This window comes from Pseudomonas antarctica (assembly GCF_900624995.1).
Classification (GTDB): domain Bacteria; phylum Pseudomonadota; class Gammaproteobacteria; order Pseudomonadales; family Pseudomonadaceae; genus Aquipseudomonas; species Aquipseudomonas antarctica.
Genome location: NZ_UYXQ01000089.1, coordinates 1 through 17,003 on the forward strand (window position 1 = coordinate 1; position 17,003 = coordinate 17,003).

Genomic DNA, 17,003 nt, shown 5'->3' on the forward strand with positions numbered 1-17,003 from the left:
GCGCAAGCCGCCGATCTATGCCGGCTTGGTGATTTTCGCCGTGGCCAGCGTCGGTGGCGCATTGGCGCCGACCATCGAGGTGCTGATTGGTTTTCGTGCCCTGCAGGCATTCGGTGCGTGCGCTGGCATGGTCATTCCCCGGGCGATCGTGCGCGACCTGTACACCGGCCATGAAGCCGCACGCCTGATGGCCTTGCTGATGCTGGTGATGAGTGTGTCGCCGATCCTGGCACCTTTGGCCGGCAGCGTGGTGATTTCACTCTGGAGCTGGCGCGAAGTCTTCGCGGTACTGGCGGTGGTGTCCGTGCTGTGTCTGATAATGACCATTGTGCAATTGCCCGAAACCCACCCGCCTGAGCGCCGCCTGGGCAAGACCTTGGGCAACGCCATCGGCAGTTACGGCGCGTTGTTGCGCGACCCGGTCTTTATCGGCCTGGCGGTGGTCAGCGGTTTCGGCCTGGCCACCTTCTTCGTATTTATCGGCAGCGCGCCGTTTGTGTACATCGAATACTTCGGCCTCACACCCACACAATTCAGCCTGTGCTTTGCGCTGAATGCCGCCTCATTTTTTGCCATGAGCCAAATGACCGCACGCCTGAGCGCGCGCTTCGGGCTGGCGCCGGTGATTCGTTGGTCAGTGATGGCCGTGGCGGCTGTCATGGTCTTACTGGCAGCCACCACGTTGTGGGGCAATCACCTGGCGGTGATGATGACCCTGCTGTTTATCGGCTTCGGTTTCCTCGGCCTGCTGTTGCCAGCTGCCGGCGTGTTGTCGCTGGAAGACCATGGTGCAGTGGCCGGTTCCGCATCGGCGCTGCTTGGTGCGATCCAGATGATCACTGCTGCCGTGTCCATGACCTTGGTTGGCGTGTTCGCCGACCATACGCCGGCCCCCATGTTGGTCGGCATTGCGCTGTGTGCGGTTGCGGCAATGCTCGTTACGCTGTGGACCTTACGCCGTCTGCCCGCACACCTGGCATCCCGAGCCCCTCCCACCCCGCCAACCCGCTGAACAGGCCAGTCAAGGCGTGCGTCACGCGTTGGACTATAGGCGGCTCGGCGACGCGTGCCCGCACCGTTGAACCTACTTGCAGAGCTACCTGAGCGAGTGACTCATTGGTATGTCTGCTTCGGGCAATGGGCACCATTCGTCGGGCGTGCCAGGCATCCGCTATAACTATCTCCGCCCGTAAAACGACTAACTCCATAGCCCCATCAAGATCTATGGAGACTGTAATGACTGACTACCCTCGCCCACCTTTCGCCCCTCAAGCGCAATCTGTACCCGGTGCCCAGAAGAAAATGGACCCCTACCCCGATTGCGGCGAGCGGAGCTACAAAGGCTCCGGTCGGTTGGCCAACAAGATCGCTTTGATCACCGGTGCCGACAGCGGTATTGGCCGCGCCGTAGCCATTGCCTTCGCCCGTGAAGGCGCTGACGTGGCCGTCGCCTACCTGGACGAACACGAAGACGCCCAGGAAACCGCGCGCTGGGTCGAAGAGGCGGGTCGCCAATGCCTGCTTCTGCCAGGTGATATCGCGCAAAAAGCCAACTGCCAGGCGCTGGTCGAAAAGACCGTTGAACAGTTTGGCCGTATTGACGTGCTGGTCAACAACGCCGCGTTCCAGATGACCCACGAAACCCTCGAAGAGATTGAGGATGAGGAATGGGTCAAAACGTTCGATATCAACATCACCGCAATGTTTAGGATCTGCAAGGCCGCTCTGCCGCATATGAAAGCCGGCAGTTCGATCATCAATACCAGTTCGGTCAATTCGGACATGCCCAAGCCCACGCTGCTGGCCTATGCGGCGACCAAAGGCGCAATCGCCAACTTCACCGGTGGCCTGGCGCAGTTGCTTGGCAGCAAGGGCATCCGCGTCAACAGCGTCGCGCCAGGCCCGATCTGGACGCCGCTGATCGTTGCGACCATGACCGATGATGACGTGAAGAGCTTCGGTGAAGAAACCCCGCTGGGCCGCCCCGGCCAGCCTGTAGAAGTGGCGCCGATCTATGTGCTGCTGGCCTCGGATGAGGCCAGCTACATGTCCGGTTCGCGCTATGCGGTGACCGGCGGCAAACCGATCCTTTAAACCCGGTACAAAACCAAATGTGGGCGGGGGCTTGCTCCCGAAGACGCAGTGACAGTGACAGATAAGCTGACTGACCCGCGGCTATCGCGAGCAAGCCCCTTCCCACATTTTCCTCTGCGCCATGGCTGAAGCTACAAGTCAAACCGCTCCACCGCCCGGCGCCGCTCATTGTCGTCGCGCACGTCGTAACTGGCGGTGGTCTGGATATTGGTGTGGTGCGCGAGTTTCTGCGCGATCGACAAGTCGTGCTCTTCAATCACACGCGTGATGAACGAACGCCGGAAATCATGCGGCATGATCTTCACGCCCACCTGTTCGCCACGCTGGCGAGCAATGTAGTAAATCGCATGCTTGGTGATGCGCTCACGGGTGATATGGCTGCCACGGCGAATGCGGTTAAACAGGAATGTATCGTCCTGCTCGCCGTCCTTGAGCTGCTCGCGCCGGAATTCCAGCCATGCCGTGAGCTTTTCAAACGCCCAGGCCGGCGCGTACTTGATCAGTTCCTTATTGCCTTTGCCGGTCACGCGCAAACTGCGCTCTTGGAAGTTGACCTGCGCCAGGTCGAGGTTGACCGACTCCGACTTGCGCATGCCCGAGCCATACAGAATGCCGATGACCGCCGCATCCCGCAGGCCCTGTGGGCGCGGGTCGGCGGCGCAGACTTCCATCATTTCGCGGATCAGGGTACGTCGCAGGTTGCGGCCCTGGCCCAAGCGTGTGCCAGGGGCGGCCTTGACCGAGCGTATCTTGAGCAAGTGATCGTGGCTGATCAGGCTCATGCGCCAGGCTTCGTTCATCACCCCGCGCACGGCATTCACATACAACGATGAAGTGTTTGGCGCATAACCGTCTTCGCGCAAAGCGGCGACCAGGGCAATCACGTGTTCGGGCTGCAGGAGGTGCCAGTCGATCTCTTCGAGGTTGATGTCTTCGAAGCCCAGGCGGTCGGCGGCGTCTTGCAGCACGTAGCGCATGGTCAGCTGGCTGGAGGGCGCCAGGCGGGTGAGGTAGAGGGTCAGCGGGTTACGGATAGACTCAGTCAAGGTAGATCAGCCTTTGGATTAAATACCTCGATCAAGCCATTGTTTAATCGAGGTATTTAGTGAATTGGCGAAGGCCGAGTCTAGCGCAGGACCGGCCCTGGCACAAAATCACGGGGCTGATTCATCATCCCCGGTCGGATCCTCGGGCTGAGGCTGGGTCTGGGATTGGCCCCACTCGGTGTCCTGCTTGTGCATCAATGCAAACCAATGCTGACGCATGAATGCCAGGTAGCTGTCGGGGGCTTTGGCAAAGTCCTTTTCATCACCATAGCAGCCCGGCAGGGGCAACTCGGTGCCTTGCTCCTTGTACTGGCTGACCAGCGCCTGTTGCGCCGCAATACTGCAGTCCTTGGGCAACGGCATGCCACGCAACGCGCCCGCTTCCTCGTCCCACCAGCTTGCGCCGACGCGATCAACGCCGCGCAGGCGGTACTTTTGGGACTTGCCGACATGCATGATCAACTTGAATTCGTTGGGGCTGACATCGCTGGTGCACGTGCGCGAATAACCCACGGTCGCCTGAGTGATGCCATCGCCGGTCAAATCGGTGACTTTGGTCGCCGCCATGTCAAAGCGCAACGCCGCGTCGAACTGGCAATGCTGCACATCGTCGTAAAGCATCCACATGCGCTTGGGATGGTCGCCATCCAACAGATACTGGGCCGCGTAAACAAATGCGGACTGGGTGCCGTCGTCTTCACGCTCGCTGACCTGCTCGGCGAGCACCAGAAGATTCTTGCCTTGGCGGTCGTCCCAGGTGTACGCCGCGACCTGTTTACCGCGCACTTCAACGCCTTCCGGCACCTGGTCGACAAGGGTGAGCGCAACCGTATCATCGGCCCGTACGGTTGTGACGCAGGCCACAGCCATCAACAATCCCATCAACGCGGGCCGCAACTGGCCGCGTAAAAGCTGCACGCTATTCATCCGAGTACCCTGGCAAGAGATGGCTTACTTTACCGGCACTTGAGGGGCAATGCAGAGAAGATTGTTGAATAAACCAGGCGAGGCGCTGCAGGCTGCAAAAAACGCCTATATGTTACCCGCTCAAGGTATCCCTTGGCGCATCCGTTAGTTAGCTGAACCCTAGCTGTCTACCTGTCAAATAAACGAGTTTTTCATCTGCCTTTCATATTCGTTCAACATTTTTGCGCTTAATCTTGGCGCCAGGACTTGAGAACAAGCAACGCGTTCTATGACTAACTAGTTGATTCGGCTTTACCTTTCACAATTTTGGTCTTTACTCCGCTAGCCTATGGAAGAAAACATTGCCCTTCTCAGGAATGTCGAATGAACACTGCAAACCCACGCTCCGTTTAATCAGTTTTCTGAACATTCAGCCGCTGATGACTGCTGTTTTCACGCTCCAACCGCTCTAGCCCCGAGGTCATGAATCTTTGAAACCCTACCCTATTCATTGCGTGTCGATCGTTATCCCGGTCTACAACGAACAAGAGAGCCTGCCTGAATTGCTGCGTCGCACGACGGCAGCCTGCAAGCAACTGGCCTACGAATACGAAATCATCCTGGTCGATGATGGTAGTCGCGACAACTCCGCCCAATTACTGGAAGACGCCGCCGCGCAAGACGGCAGCAACGTGGTGGCGGTGATCCTCAACCGTAACTACGGCCAGCATGCGGCGATCATGGCCGGCTTTGAGCAGTGCCGGGGCGAGGTGGTGATTACCCTCGACGCCGACCTGCAGAACCCGCCGGAAGAAATCCCGCGCCTGGTCGAACAAGCCGCCTTGGGCTACGACGTGGTTGCCACCGTACGCAGCAACCGCCAGGACTCGGCTTTCCGCCGCTGGCCTTCGCGCCTGATCAACTTGGCCGTGCAGCGTTCCACCGGCGTGGCCATGACCGACTACGGCTGCATGCTGCGCGCTTACCGGCGCACCATCGTCGACGCCATGCTCGCCTGCCGCGAGCGCAGCACCTTTATCCCGATCCTGGCCAACGGCTTTGCCCGCCACACCACCGAGATCCTGGTGCACCACGCCGAGCGTGAACATGGCGAGTCCAAATACAGCCCGATGCGCCTGATCAGCCTGATGTTCGACCTGCTGACCTGCATGACCACCACGCCATTGCGCCTGCTGAGCATTGTTGGCTTCAGCCTGGCAGCGTTGGGCATGCTGTTCGCTTTTGCCTTGATCATCATGCGCCTGGCCTTCGGTGCTACCTGGGCCGGTGACGGTACGTTTGTGCTGTTCGCGGTCTTGTTCGTGTTCACCGGTGGCCAATTTATTGGCATGGGCCTCTTGGGTGAATACCTGGGCCGCATGTACAGTGACGTGCGCGCCCGGCCACGGTTCTTTATTGAAAAAGTGCTGCGCAACCAACCGGCAGCACCGGCTCCAGTGGTCGTCGTTGACGGCCTGGTGTCCTCCCATACCTCCACCTCTACTTCTCCTTCCGATCAGGTTTCGTCATGAATTCAAAAGCTGTTGTCTTCGCATACCACGATATTGGCTGTGCAGGCATTGAAGCCCTGCTGACCGCCGGCTACGACATTGCTGCCGTGTTCACCCATGCCGACGACCCCAAGGAAAACAATTTCTACGGCTCCGTCGCGCAACTGTGCGCTCGCAACGGCATCCCGGTGCACGCACCGGAAGACGCCAACCACCCGCTGTGGATCGAGCGTATTGCCAAGCTGAACCCGGACTACATCTTCTCCTTCTACTACCGCAACCTGCTGAGCGAGCCGCTGCTGGCCACCGCCAGCAAAGGCGCGTTCAACCTGCACGGTTCGTTGCTGCCTAAATACCGTGGCCGCGCCCCGGCCAACTGGGTGCTGGTCAACGGCGAAACCGAAACCGGCGTGACCCTGCACCGCATGGTCAAGCGTGCCGATGCCGGCGCGATCCTGGCCCAGCAGAAAGTCGTGATCGAGCGCACTGATACCGGCCTGACCCTGCACGCCAAACTGCGCGACGCAGCCACCAACCTGCTGCGTGACGCCCTGCCGCAACTGGCTCAAGGCAAGCTGGCCGAAACCGCCCAGGACGAAAGCCAAGCCACCTACTTCGGCCGCCGCACGGCGGCTGATGGCAAGCTGGACTGGAAAAAACCGGCTGAGGAACTGTTCAACCTGGTTCGCGCCGTGACGCAACCTTACCCGGGCGCCTTCTGCGCGGTCGGCGAGCACAAACTGATTGTTTGGCAAGCTGACGTGGTCAAGGGCAACGAAGGCCTGGCGCCTGGCCGTGTGATCAGCGTCAACCCGCTGCGCATCGCCTGCGGCGAAGACTCCCTGGTGGTCAAGTTCGGCCAGCGCAACGCCAATGGCCTGTACCTGGCCGGCCCTTCCCTGGCCGACGAACTGGGCCTGGTGGACGGTTCTGTACTGCGCGGCGCCGAGTCCGGCCGCAAGCCACGGCGTACCCGCGTGCTGATCCTGGGTGTGAACGGTTTCATCGGCAACCACTTGTCCGAGCGCCTGCTGCGTGACGACCGTTACGAAATCTACGGCCTGGATATCGGCTCCGACGCCATCGAGCGCCTGCGCAGCCACCCCAACTTCCACTACGTGGAAGGCGATATCAGCATTCACTCCGAGTGGATCGAGTACCACATCAAGAAGTGCGACGTGGTCCTGCCGCTGGTGGCCATCGCCACGCCAATCGAATACACCCGTAACCCGCTGCGCGTGTTCGAGTTGGACTTCGAAGAGAACCTCAAACTGGTTCGCTACTGCGTCAAATACAACAAGCGCGTGATCTTCCCGTCGACCTCCGAAGTCTATGGCATGTGCCAGGACCAGTACTTCGACGAAGACACCTCCAACCTGGTGGTCGGCCCGGTCAACAAGCAGCGCTGGATCTACTCGGTCTCCAAGCAACTGCTGGACCGCGTGATCTGGGCTTACGGCGACAAAGGCCTGAACTTCACCCTGTTCCGTCCATTCAACTGGATGGGCCCACGCCTTGACCGCCTGGACTCGGCCCGTATCGGCAGCTCCCGTGCCATTACCCAGCTGATCCTGAACCTGGTGGAAGGCACGCCGATCCGCCTGTTCGACGGTGGCGAGCAAAAGCGTTGCTTCACTGACATCGCCGACGGTATCGAAGCCCTGGCGCGCATCATTGATAACGACAACGATGTGTGCAACGGCCAGATCATCAACATCGGCAACCCGGAAAACGAAGCCAGCATCCGTCAGTTGGGCGAAGAACTGCTGCGTCAGTTCGAGGCGCACCCACTGCGCAGCAACTTCCCGCCGTTCGCCGGTTTCCGCGACGTAGAGAGCAAGGCGTTCTACGGCACCGGTTACCAGGACGTGGCACACCGCAAGCCAAGCATCGAAAACGCCAAGCGCCTGCTGAACTGGGAGCCGACCGTGGAGATGAGCGAAACCATCGGCAACACCCTGGATTTCTTCCTGCGTGAAGCGATGCTTGAAATCGCGGATAAGAAGTAATGCAGGCAGGCCTTCGCATCGACGTCGATACCTACCGTGGCACCCGTGAAGGTGTGCCACGGTTGCTCGAATCCCTGGATGAAGCCTCGGTAAAAGCGACGTTCTTCTTCAGCGTTGGGCCGGACAACATGGGGCGCCACTTGTGGCGCCTGATCCGCCCGCAATTTCTGTGGAAGATGCTTCGTTCCAATGCTGCCGGGCTGTATGGCTGGGATATCTTGTTGGCCGGCACCGCCTGGCCGGGCAAACCGATTGGCCGTGACCTGGGGCACTTGATGCGCCAGGCCAAGGCTGCCGGTCATGAAGTCGGCCTGCATGCGTGGGACCACCACGGCTGGCAGGCCAACACCGGGCGCTGGAGCGATGCACAACTGGTCGAGCAAATCCGCCGTGGCGTCGACACCTTGAGCGACATTCTCGGTGAGCGCATCGATTGTTCAGCGGCCGCCGGTTGGCGTGCCGATGAGCGCGTGGTGCAAGCCAAACAAGGCTTCAACTTTCGCTACAACAGCGATTGCCGGGGCACCAGCCTGTTTCGACCCACCTTGGCCGATGGCAGTGCGGGCACCCCACAAATTCCGGTAGACCTGCCGACCTTCGACGAAGTCGTCGGGCCAGTGGTGGCTGCCAAAGACTTCAACAGCTTCATTCTTGACCGCTTTGGCGAGTCGAAGCTGAACGTCTACACGATCCACGCAGAAGTAGAAGGGATTCTGATGGCTGATGATTTTCGCCAGTTGCTTGCCCAGGCCGGGCAGCGCGGCATCGACTTCAAGCCCTTGGGCGACCTGTTGCCCGATGATGTGACCACCTTGCCCCAGCAACACCTGGTGCGCGGCGCCCTGAACGGCCGCGAAGGATGGCTCGGAGTACAGCAGGCATGATCCGGCGCTGGGCATTGCCCTTGCTCCTATTGGCATTCGGCGTGTTTTACCTGTTACCACTGGCCACCCACGGCCTGTGGATTCCTGATGAAACCCGTTACGCGCAGATCAGCCAGGAAATGCTGCTGACTGGCAAGTGGGCCTCGCCGCACTTTATGGGCATTCGCTACTTCGAAAAGCCTGCCGCCGGCTACTGGATGATTGCGCTGGGCCAGGCGATTTTCGGGCAAAACCTGTTCGGCGTGCGCTTTGCGTCCGCCCTGAGCACCGGGCTGAGCATCTTGCTGGTCTATCTCGTGTCTCGCCGGCTGTGGAATGACCCGCAAAAAAGCCTGGTCAGCACCGTGCTGTACATGAGTTTTGTCAGCGTGGCCTTGCTCGGCGGTTATGCCAACCTGGACCCGCAATTCACCTTCTGGGTCAACCTGACCGGCGTTGCGCTGTGGTTCTGCTTCGACAGCACCACGCGCCGGGGCCGCTTGTGGTCCTGGGCCTTGCTCGGCTTTGCCTGCGGCATGGGCTTCATGACCAAGGGTTTTCTCGCCTGGCTGCTGCCGGTGCTGATCGCCCTGCCCTACGCCATCTGGCAGAAACGCTTTGGTGAACTGCTCGGTTACGGCGTGGTGGCGGTCGTCGTCGCCATTGTTGTCAGCTTGCCCTGGGCGCTGGCCGTGCACCTGCAAGAGCCGGACTACTGGAACTTCTTCTTCTGGCACGAGCATATCCAACGCTTTGCCGGAGACGATGCCCAACACGCCGAGCCGTTCTGGTACTACCTGCCGCTGATGGTTGCCTTCTCGTTGCCCTGGATCGCCTTGCTGCCGTCCACGGTCAAACAGGCATGGCTGGGAAAACGCCTGCCCAAGACTGCGTTCCTGCTGCTGTGGCTGCTGATGCCCCTGGCGTTTTTCAGCCTGGCCAAAGGCAAGTTGCCGTCTTACATCATGCCGTGCCTGCTGCCGCTGGCCTTGCTGATGGGCTCGGCGCTGAGTGACAAGCTTGTACAAGGCCATGGCCGCGCATTGCGCATCAATGGTTGGCTGAACGTGGGTTTCGGCGTGCTGGCCTTGCTCGCACTCAGTGGGTTCCAAATGAAGAAGCCGGTGTACGCACACGGCGAGGAAACCCTCAGCCTGCTGTTGGTGTTTATCTGCTTGTTCGGCTGGGTCGTCGCCAACCTATTGCAAGCCGCACGCCCTTTGAAATTTTGGGCCGCGCCGTTGATCGGCAGTGGCTTGCTGGTGCTGCTCGTGCCCGCCGCGCTGCCGCATTCGGTGGTTTATAACAAAACGCCGGATCAGTTCATTATCGACCATCAGCACGAACTGCAAACGAGCACCGCCTTGCTCAGTAATGACCTTGGCGCGGCGTCGGCCCTGTCCTGGCGCCTGGGGCGCCCGGATGTCGCGCTCTACAACACCGTTGGCGAAGTGAAATACGGCATCGCCTACGCGGACACCGCCCACCGCAAGATCGACACTGCTCAGGTCCAGCAATGGATGACTGAGGCGCGCAAACAGGGGCCGGTCGGCGTGGTCATGCGGGTCAAGGGTGACGATGAAGTCGCTGAGGTGAACCTACTGCCCCAAGACGGTAAACGCTACGAGCAAGGCAACCTGGTGATCCTGATCTTCCCACAGGCCGCGCCATGATCACCCTGGTTCTTTTACTCAGCGCGTGCCTGCTCACGTGCATGGGCCAGGTCTCGCAGAAGTTTGCCGTGGAAAGCTGGCGCGACCAGCCGGACGGTTGGGCGCCAAAACTGCGCTCACCCTGGCTCTGGACGGCGCTGGTGTGCCTGGGCCTGGGTTTGCTGGTGTGGCTGTTGGTGCTGCAACGCCTGGAAGTGGGTATCGCCTACCCCATGCTCAGCCTGAATTTTGTACTGGTCACGCTGATGGCGCGGTTTGTCTTTCATGAGCACATCGATGGCCGTCACTGGCTGGGTGTGGCGCTGGTGATCGGCGGTGTGGTGTTGCTGGGGCGTCACGTATGAGCCGGGTTCAAGGGTTTGCCCTGGCCCTGGGCAGCGTCGGCCTGGTCAGCGCCGCCCAGCTGGGCATGCGCTGGAGCATGACGCGCCTGCCTCTGCCTGCCGAGTGGCTGAACGCGTTCAACAGCAACGCCATCGACCTCGGCGCCTTGGGTGTAGTGATCCTGGCGATCATCGCCTATGCGCTGTCGATGCTCTGCTGGCTCGGCGCACTCAAACATTTGCCACTGGGCCGCGCCTATTCGCTGCTCAGCATCAGCTACGCGTTGGTCTACCTGCTGGCCGCCAGCCTGCCGGTATTCCACGAAGATTTTTCCCTTTCAAAAACCCTGGGGGTGGCGTTGGTCATCCTCGGTGTTCTGGTTATTAACTCTCGTCGTGCTAGCGTTACAAGCCTCAGGAATGCCCCATGAAAATCAGTGTATTTGGTAGCGGTTACGTCGGTCTGGTGCAGGCCACCGTATTGGCCGAAGTCGGTCACGATGTGATCTGCATGGACGTGGACAAGAGCAAGGTCGAATCCCTGCAGAAAGGCCATGTGACCATTTTTGAGCCGGGCCTGGCGGCCATGGTCAAGGAAAACCTGGAAAGCGGACGCCTGCACTTTACCTTTGATGAAAAGCTCGCCGTAGAACACGGTGAAGTGTTGTTTATTGCCGTGGGCACGCCGTCGGATGAAGACGGTTCGGCCGACCTGAAATATGTCCTGTCGGTGGGTGATGCCGTGTCCCGCCACCGCGTGGAGCCAGTGATCCTGGTGGAGAAATCCACCGTACCGGTCGGCACCGGCGACACGTTGCGCGCGCACATCGAAAAGAGCCTGCGCGTGGCCGGTCGGCACCTGGAGTTCGATATCGTCTCCAACCCGGAATTCCTCAAGGAAGGCTCGGCCGTTGCCGACTGCCGCCGCCCGGACCGGATCATCATCGGCTGCGAGCGTGAAGAAGTGCGTGAAGTGATGCGCGACCTGTACGCGCCGTTCAACCGTAACCACGATCGCATCATCTTCATGGACCTGCGCAGCGCCGAACTGACCAAGTACGCCGCCAACTGCATGCTGGCCACCAAGATCAGCTTTATCAACCAGATTGCCGAACTGGCCGAACACCTGGGTGCCGACATCGAAGCCGTGCGCCTGGGCATCGGTGCCGACTCGCGCATCGGCTACCACTTCATCTACCCGGGTTGCGGCTACGGCGGCTCGTGCTTCCCCAAAGACATGCGCGCCTTGATCCATAGCGCCAAACAGGCCAACTGCTCCAGCGACCTGCTGGAAGCCGTGGAAGCCATCAACCAGCGTCAGAAGAGCAAGCTGTTTGAGCGCATCAACGCTTACTTCAAGGGCAACCTGCAGGGTAAGACGTTCGCCTTGTGGGGCCTGGCCTTCAAACCCAATACCGATGACATGCGCGATGCACCCAGCCGTGTGCTGATGGAAGCCTTGTGGGCCGCCGGCGCCAATGTACGTGCGTTCGACCCTGAAGCCATGCAGGAAACCCAGCGCATCTATGGCGACGAGTCGCGCCTGACGCTGCTGGGCACGCCGGAATCGGCCTTGAGCGGCGCCGATGCGCTGATCGTCTGCACCGAATGGCAGCAGTTCAAGGCACCGGATTTCGAACTGATCCACGCTCGCCTGAAAAACCCGGTGATCTTCGACGGTCGCAACCTATATGACGGTGAGCGCCTGGCACGCAAAGGCTTCAAATATTTCCCAATGGGCCGGGGTGACTCCTGCGAGTTACCGATTCCCCAGCAAAACTGGGTACCTCAGGTCGAGGAAGCCTGAGACGTGAATAGAGCTCATCCGCCCCTGCTCAATGCAACGATCCGTCACCAGTCGCTGGGGCTTGGGCTTCTGGCCTTGGTGCTGTTTATAGTGGGTAACTGGCACCAGGCGATTATCGGGTTCGACTCGCGCTTTGTGCTGTTCGCCCAGGAGATGCTGCGTCATGGGCCGAGTTTCTTCCCCACGACCTACGGGCAGCCCTACGCCGATTACCTGGCGACCTCAACGCTGCTGACATGGGTGTTGTCGTTGCCGTTTGGCCAGGTCACCAGCCTCACGGCGTGGCTGCCCACCGCCATCGCTTCGGCGCTGATCGTCACGCTGGTGTATCGCCTGACGGCGCCCTACTCCACGCGCTGGGGCCTGCTGAGCATTGCGATGTTGTTGCTCAGCAGCACCTTCATCAGCGAAACCCGTGCCGTGTCCCTCGACCAGATGCTCGCCGCCGTTGCCCTGGCGGTGTTCTACCTGGGTTATGCGCATGATCACTTCGGTGCAGCCAAGCGCCTGCACTGGCTGTTCCTGCTGCTGATTATCGGCTTCGCCATCCGTGGGCCTATCGGCCTGGTGATTCCAACGGGGGTGCTGTGCAGCTATTACTTGCTCAATCGGCAATGGCGCCAACTGTTTACGTTCGGCCTGATCGCCCTGGCGTTGCTGGCGGCGTGTGTCGGCCTGTTGCTGCTGCTGGCCAAGCTCAGTGGCGGCGAGGACTTCATGCAGGACGTGATCCGCATGCAGTTCCTCGGCCGCATGGACGGCACCGAAGGCTCCGGCGGCGTGCTGTATTACTTCACCAGTTCCATAGGCAATTATGCCTTGGCCTATCCATTGGCACTGTTGGTGCTGCTGGCTGTGGTAATAGGCGGGCGTCGGGCTCCGGACCCGGCGTTGCAACTGGTACTGTATTGCGCGGCTGCCGGTTTGCTGGTGATGCTCGGTTTGTCAGTGCCACAGGCGAAAAAAGCCCGCTACATCCTGCCAATGCTCCCGATGGCGGCGATCATCGCGGCCTACCCGTTCCACGTCAGCCAAGGGCGCTTATTTGCCTGGTTGCGCGGGTTAATGCTCGGTGTCTGGACGTTGTTGCCGGCGTTGTTGATGATCGGGCTGGTGGTGGCGCGCAGGCGTTATCCGGAACAGTTGAGCAGCCTTGGGCTGATGTTCATCGTGCTGGGTATGCTTCAGGTATTGGCGCTGCTGGCGGTGTTGAAACCGCGGTTGCGGCCATTGGGCCCAGCGTTCGCAGCGGTGCTGGCGCTGTGGTCGACCTACATCATCGTGGTCGAACCGCTCGAGCGTTCGCTGTACGACACCCGCACCTTCAGCCTCGCGGTTAAAGCCCAGATCATGCAGCAGCCTGCACCCGTTGTACTGCATGGGCTGGGTAAAGATGCCAAGGCCATCAAGTTCATGGTCAACTTCGACTGCGATAAGGTGCCGCTGTTTACTCAGTCATCTGCCGACCTGGCGCCGCTGCAAGCGCCAGCCTGGCTGGTGATGAGTGCGCAGGCGTTCAGTCGGTTGCAAGACCCGCGCTTGCGCGCCCTCACCCCGACCCTCACCGGGGAGTTCGATAAAGACCCCTATGTGTTGCTGCATCTGGAGAAACCCGCGGCGCCCTGATCGCGTTTACAGCAGCGGTTTAATAAACAACGCCCACTCTGTTAAGGAGTGGGCGTTTTTCGTCATAACCACCAAGAAAACGCCTACATAGCTATGCGTAACAGCTGTCGCACATTGTCTTCCGGCGCCTGGAACCCAAATGTAGACTCGTTGCACAGTGCATTAACTATCTACTACCACGATCTCGACAGGCTGGGGTGAGTGCACGCAAGTCACCGTGACTTACTTCATTAAGAGGGCTATGCCGTGCTGGAAGATCTGTTACTTATTCCTGTACCGAGGCTGGATCGGTTGATGGAACTGCGCGACGCCCTGGTGGCGTTAAAAGGGCCGCTGGCCGACGACCCTGCGCTGCAGGAAAACCTGCAAAAACACCTGTTCAACGAAGAAGCAGATATACGCGTCCTGGGCCACCTCAACCCTGTTCCGTCGCAGAAGGAACACCTCATGTCACTCGGCGAGGCCACCTAACTGCAATATTTTTGCATTAAACCCTCATTAATATGCATTGGCGACCAGGCATCAACGTCGGCACACTGCGCGGGTTCCTCCCCCAAAGGCTGGAACCTTCAAAGGGCTTTTCCGGGAAACCAGGCAAGCCTTTTTTTTCGCCCGCTTTTCATGGACTGCTCGATGCTCGCTCGCTGGTTACCCGCCGCAATCAACACCCGCCCTGGCGAATGGAGCCGCGCCGCCATCGGCATGGCACTGGGCACGCTGTGCAGTGTTTGGGTATGTGCCCAAGTATTTGGTATGGAAGTGGCCTTGCACTTGCTCGGCCCACTCGGTGCCTCGGCAGTACTGCTGTTTGCCGTGTCGTCCGGAGCGCTGGCCCAGCCTTGGTCGATCATGGGCAGTTATTTGTGCGCAGGCATTGTGGCGTTGTTGGTCGCGCGCGTGCTGGGGCGCACCTTGGGCAGCGCCTGCTTCGCAGCGGGCATGACGGTTATCCTGATTTGCTGGCTACGGTGCTTGCATCCGCCGGCAGGCGGCCTGGCCATGACGCTGGTGCTCGCCGACCCTGCGTCCAGCGCCCTTGGCTGGCAGGCACTGGCGCCAGTCATGCTCGGCGCGGGTGCATTGCTGGCGTGTGCGTTGGCCTATAACAATGCCACGCGCACGCGTTACCCCAAGGCCGCGCTCGAGTCGCCGCCCATCGGCGTAGGCAATGCTGCGCCGCTGACCGATCCGTCGATAACCGCGGCCGATTTGAAGCGGGCCTTGGCTGAGATGGAGCAATTCTACGACGTAGCACCGGCCGAGCTTGAACAGCTGATCCACGCGGCGCAAGGCCATGCGCGACGCCGCAGCATTGGTCAGGTACTGGCCAGCCGCCCCACTGCATAAATGCAAAAACGACCTGCATGATTCCGGGTTGTACTGGGCAAATTTGCACTGGTACGATCACGAGAGGGTTCGCCCGTGAACATCTTGATAAAGAACAATAAAAGCAGGGAGTTACAGATGACTGCTCAGGTTTCATCCGAAGCAAGCCGCGCTGATAGTCTTCAGGAAGAAGTGCTGGCCGAGGTGCGCAACCATATCGGCCACCTCACCCTCAACCGCCCCGCCGGCTTGAATGCCATTACCCTGGACATGGTCCGTAGCCTGACCGCGCACCTGCAGGCTTGGGCACATGACCCACAGGTCTATGCCGTTGTACTGCGCGGCACTGGCGAAAAAGCCTTCTGCGCCGGTGGCGACATCCGGTCCTTGTACGACAGCTTCAAGAATGGCGACACCCTGCACGAAGATTTCTTTGTCGAAGAATACGCACTTGACCTGGTCATTCACCACTACCGCAAACCGGTAGTGGCATTAATGGACGGATTCGTCCTTGGCGGCGGCATGGGCCTGGTCCAAGGCGCTGATTTACGCGTCGTCACCGAACGCAGTCGCCTGGCAATGCCGGAAGTGGCCATTGGCTATTTCCCGGACGTGGGCGGCAGCTACTTCCTGCCACGCATTCCCGGTGAGCTGGGCATTTACCTCGGCGTGACCGGCGTACAGATTCGCGCCGCCGACGCGCTGTACTGTGGGCTGGCAGACTGGTACATCGGCAGCGCCAAACTCGCTGAGCTGGACCACAAGTTCGACCGCCTGCAATGGCAGGACTCGCCACTCAAGGATCTGCAAGGCCTGCTCGCGAAATTGGCCGTGCAGCAGTTGCCCGATGCACCGCTGGCAGCCCTGCGCCCGGCCATCGACCACTTCTTCGCGCTGCCGGACGTGCCCAGCATCGTCGAGCAGTTGCAGCAAGTCACCGTCGCCGACAGCCATGAATGGGCGCTAAACACCGCCAACCTGATGCAAACCCGTTCACCGCTGGCAATGGCCGTGACCCTGGAAATGCTCCGTCGTGGCCGCCGACTGCCGCTGGAGCAGTGCTTTGCGCTGGAATTGCACCTGGACCGCCAGTGGTTTGAACGCGGCGACCTGATCGAAGGCGTTCGGGCCTTGATCATCGACAAGGACAAAAGCCCGCGCTGGAACCCGCCCTCGATTCACCGGTTGGACGCAACCCATGTGGAAAGCTTCTTCCACAACTTCAAGCAGGTTGGGAGATAAGCCGTGCAAGACATTGAATATACTGAAGAACAAGTAATGATTCGCGACATGGCGCGCGACTTTGCCCGTGGCGAGATCGCCCCGCACGCGCAAGCCTGGGAAAAGGCCGGCTGGATCGACGATGCACTGGTCGCCAAGATGGGCGAACTGGGCCTGCTGGGCATGGTGGTGCCGGAAGAATGGGGCGGCACCTATGTCGATTACGTTGCCTATGCCCTGGCGGTCGAAGAAATTTCGGCTGGCGATGGCGCCACCGGCGCATTAATGAGTATCCATAATTCAGTGGGTTGCGGGCCAATTCTCAACTACGGCACACAAGAACAGAAGCAAACCTGGCTGCCTGACCTCGCCAGTGGCCAGGCCATTGGCTGCTTCTGCCTGACCGAACCTCAGGCCGGCTCTGAAGCCCACAACCTGCGCACCCGCGCCGAGCTGCGCGATGGCCACTGGGTGATCAACGGCGCCAAACAGTTTGTCAGCAACGGCAAGCGCGCCAAGTTGGCTATCGTCTTTGCGGTGACAGATCCGGACTTGGGAAAAAAAGGCATTTCGGCCTTCCTGGTGCCCACTGCTACGC

General features: G+C 60.1%; 16 protein-coding genes. 14 read left to right on the plus strand and 2 right to left on the minus strand.

All coding sequences use genetic code 11. From position 1 onward, the window contains the following. On the plus strand, positions 1-1,012 hold a 1,012-nt coding region (locus E0F99_RS23730), incomplete at its 5' end, for a multidrug effflux MFS transporter (protein ID WP_130908955.1). A 224-nt stretch (positions 1,013-1,236) separates the two neighbouring features. Continuing rightward, complete coding sequence (locus tag E0F99_RS23735) at positions 1,237-2,094, plus strand: SDR family oxidoreductase (RefSeq protein WP_083358387.1); 858 nt, start codon at positions 1,237-1,239, stop codon at positions 2,092-2,094. A gap of 131 nt (positions 2,095-2,225) precedes the next feature. Here the strand turns inward: E0F99_RS23735 and E0F99_RS23740 are convergent, their stop codons facing one another. Together E0F99_RS23740 and E0F99_RS23745 are read right to left on the minus strand one after the other, a co-directional pair. After that, entirely contained in the window at positions 2,226-3,140 is a 915-nt protein-coding gene (locus E0F99_RS23740; protein WP_083358386.1) for a site-specific integrase, read from the minus strand. A gap of 108 nt (positions 3,141-3,248) precedes the next feature. Next, positions 3,249-4,067, minus strand: a complete 819-nt coding sequence (locus E0F99_RS23745; RefSeq protein WP_083358385.1) for a M949_RS01915 family surface polysaccharide biosynthesis protein — start codon at positions 4,065-4,067, stop codon at positions 3,249-3,251. Between the two features lie 470 nt (positions 4,068-4,537). On the opposite strand from E0F99_RS23745, the gene arnC reads away from it, so the two are divergent. The 12 genes from arnC to E0F99_RS23805 form a co-directional block, all read left to right on the plus strand. After that, the gene (gene arnC / locus E0F99_RS23750; protein WP_083358384.1) at positions 4,538-5,578 is read left to right on the plus strand and encodes an undecaprenyl-phosphate 4-deoxy-4-formamido-L-arabinose transferase; all 1,041 of its coding nucleotides are present in this window, start codon (positions 4,538-4,540) and stop codon (positions 5,576-5,578) included. After that, positions 5,575-7,566: a bifunctional UDP-4-amino-4-deoxy-L-arabinose formyltransferase/UDP-glucuronic acid oxidase ArnA gene (gene arnA / locus E0F99_RS23755; protein ID WP_083358383.1), complete on the plus strand. Its 1,992-nt coding sequence runs from the start codon at positions 5,575-5,577 to the stop codon at positions 7,564-7,566. Before arnC ends, arnA begins: the two co-directional genes overlap by 4 nt. Then, the gene (gene arnD, locus E0F99_RS23760) at positions 7,566-8,450 is read left to right on the plus strand and encodes a 4-deoxy-4-formamido-L-arabinose-phosphoundecaprenol deformylase (RefSeq protein ID WP_083358382.1); all 885 of its coding nucleotides are present in this window, start codon (positions 7,566-7,568) and stop codon (positions 8,448-8,450) included. Before arnA ends, arnD begins: the two co-directional genes overlap by 1 nt. After that, complete coding sequence (gene arnT, locus E0F99_RS23765) at positions 8,447-10,102, plus strand: lipid IV(A) 4-amino-4-deoxy-L-arabinosyltransferase (RefSeq protein WP_083358381.1); 1,656 nt, start codon at positions 8,447-8,449, stop codon at positions 10,100-10,102. Before arnD ends, arnT begins: the two co-directional genes overlap by 4 nt. Then, positions 10,099-10,446, plus strand: coding sequence for a 4-amino-4-deoxy-L-arabinose-phosphoundecaprenol flippase subunit ArnE (arnE, locus tag E0F99_RS23770; RefSeq protein WP_083358380.1), 348 nt, complete (start codon positions 10,099-10,101; stop codon positions 10,444-10,446). Before arnT ends, arnE begins: the two co-directional genes overlap by 4 nt. Further along, positions 10,443-10,856: a 4-amino-4-deoxy-L-arabinose-phosphoundecaprenol flippase subunit ArnF gene (gene arnF / locus E0F99_RS23775; RefSeq protein WP_083358379.1), complete on the plus strand. Its 414-nt coding sequence runs from the start codon at positions 10,443-10,445 to the stop codon at positions 10,854-10,856. The genes arnE and arnF overlap by 4 nt, the downstream gene beginning before the upstream one ends. Then, positions 10,853-12,232, plus strand: coding sequence for a UDP-glucose dehydrogenase family protein (locus tag E0F99_RS23780; protein ID WP_083358378.1), 1,380 nt, complete (start codon positions 10,853-10,855; stop codon positions 12,230-12,232). Before arnF ends, E0F99_RS23780 begins: the two co-directional genes overlap by 4 nt. Before the next feature lie 3 nt (positions 12,233-12,235). Continuing rightward, positions 12,236-13,858: an ArnT family glycosyltransferase gene (locus tag E0F99_RS23785; RefSeq protein ID WP_083358377.1), complete on the plus strand. Its 1,623-nt coding sequence runs from the start codon at positions 12,236-12,238 to the stop codon at positions 13,856-13,858. Between the two features lie 282 nt (positions 13,859-14,140). Beyond that, entirely contained in the window at positions 14,141-14,329 is a 189-nt protein-coding gene (locus E0F99_RS23790; protein ID WP_269457885.1) for a type VI secretion system contractile sheath small subunit, read from the plus strand. A 162-nt stretch (positions 14,330-14,491) separates the two neighbouring features. Next, on the plus strand, positions 14,492-15,205 hold the full coding sequence (locus E0F99_RS23795) for an HPP family protein (RefSeq protein WP_083358375.1): 714 nt from the start codon (positions 14,492-14,494) through the stop codon (positions 15,203-15,205). A gap of 117 nt (positions 15,206-15,322) precedes the next feature. Continuing rightward, positions 15,323-16,426 (plus strand): enoyl-CoA hydratase/isomerase family protein, encoded by a 1,104-nt coding sequence (locus E0F99_RS23800; protein WP_083358374.1) that lies wholly within the window; start codon positions 15,323-15,325, stop codon positions 16,424-16,426. Between the two features lie 3 nt (positions 16,427-16,429). Continuing rightward, positions 16,430-17,003, plus strand: a 574-nt coding sequence (locus tag E0F99_RS23805) for an acyl-CoA dehydrogenase family protein (RefSeq protein ID WP_207303097.1), incomplete at its 3' end; no start/stop codon positions are given.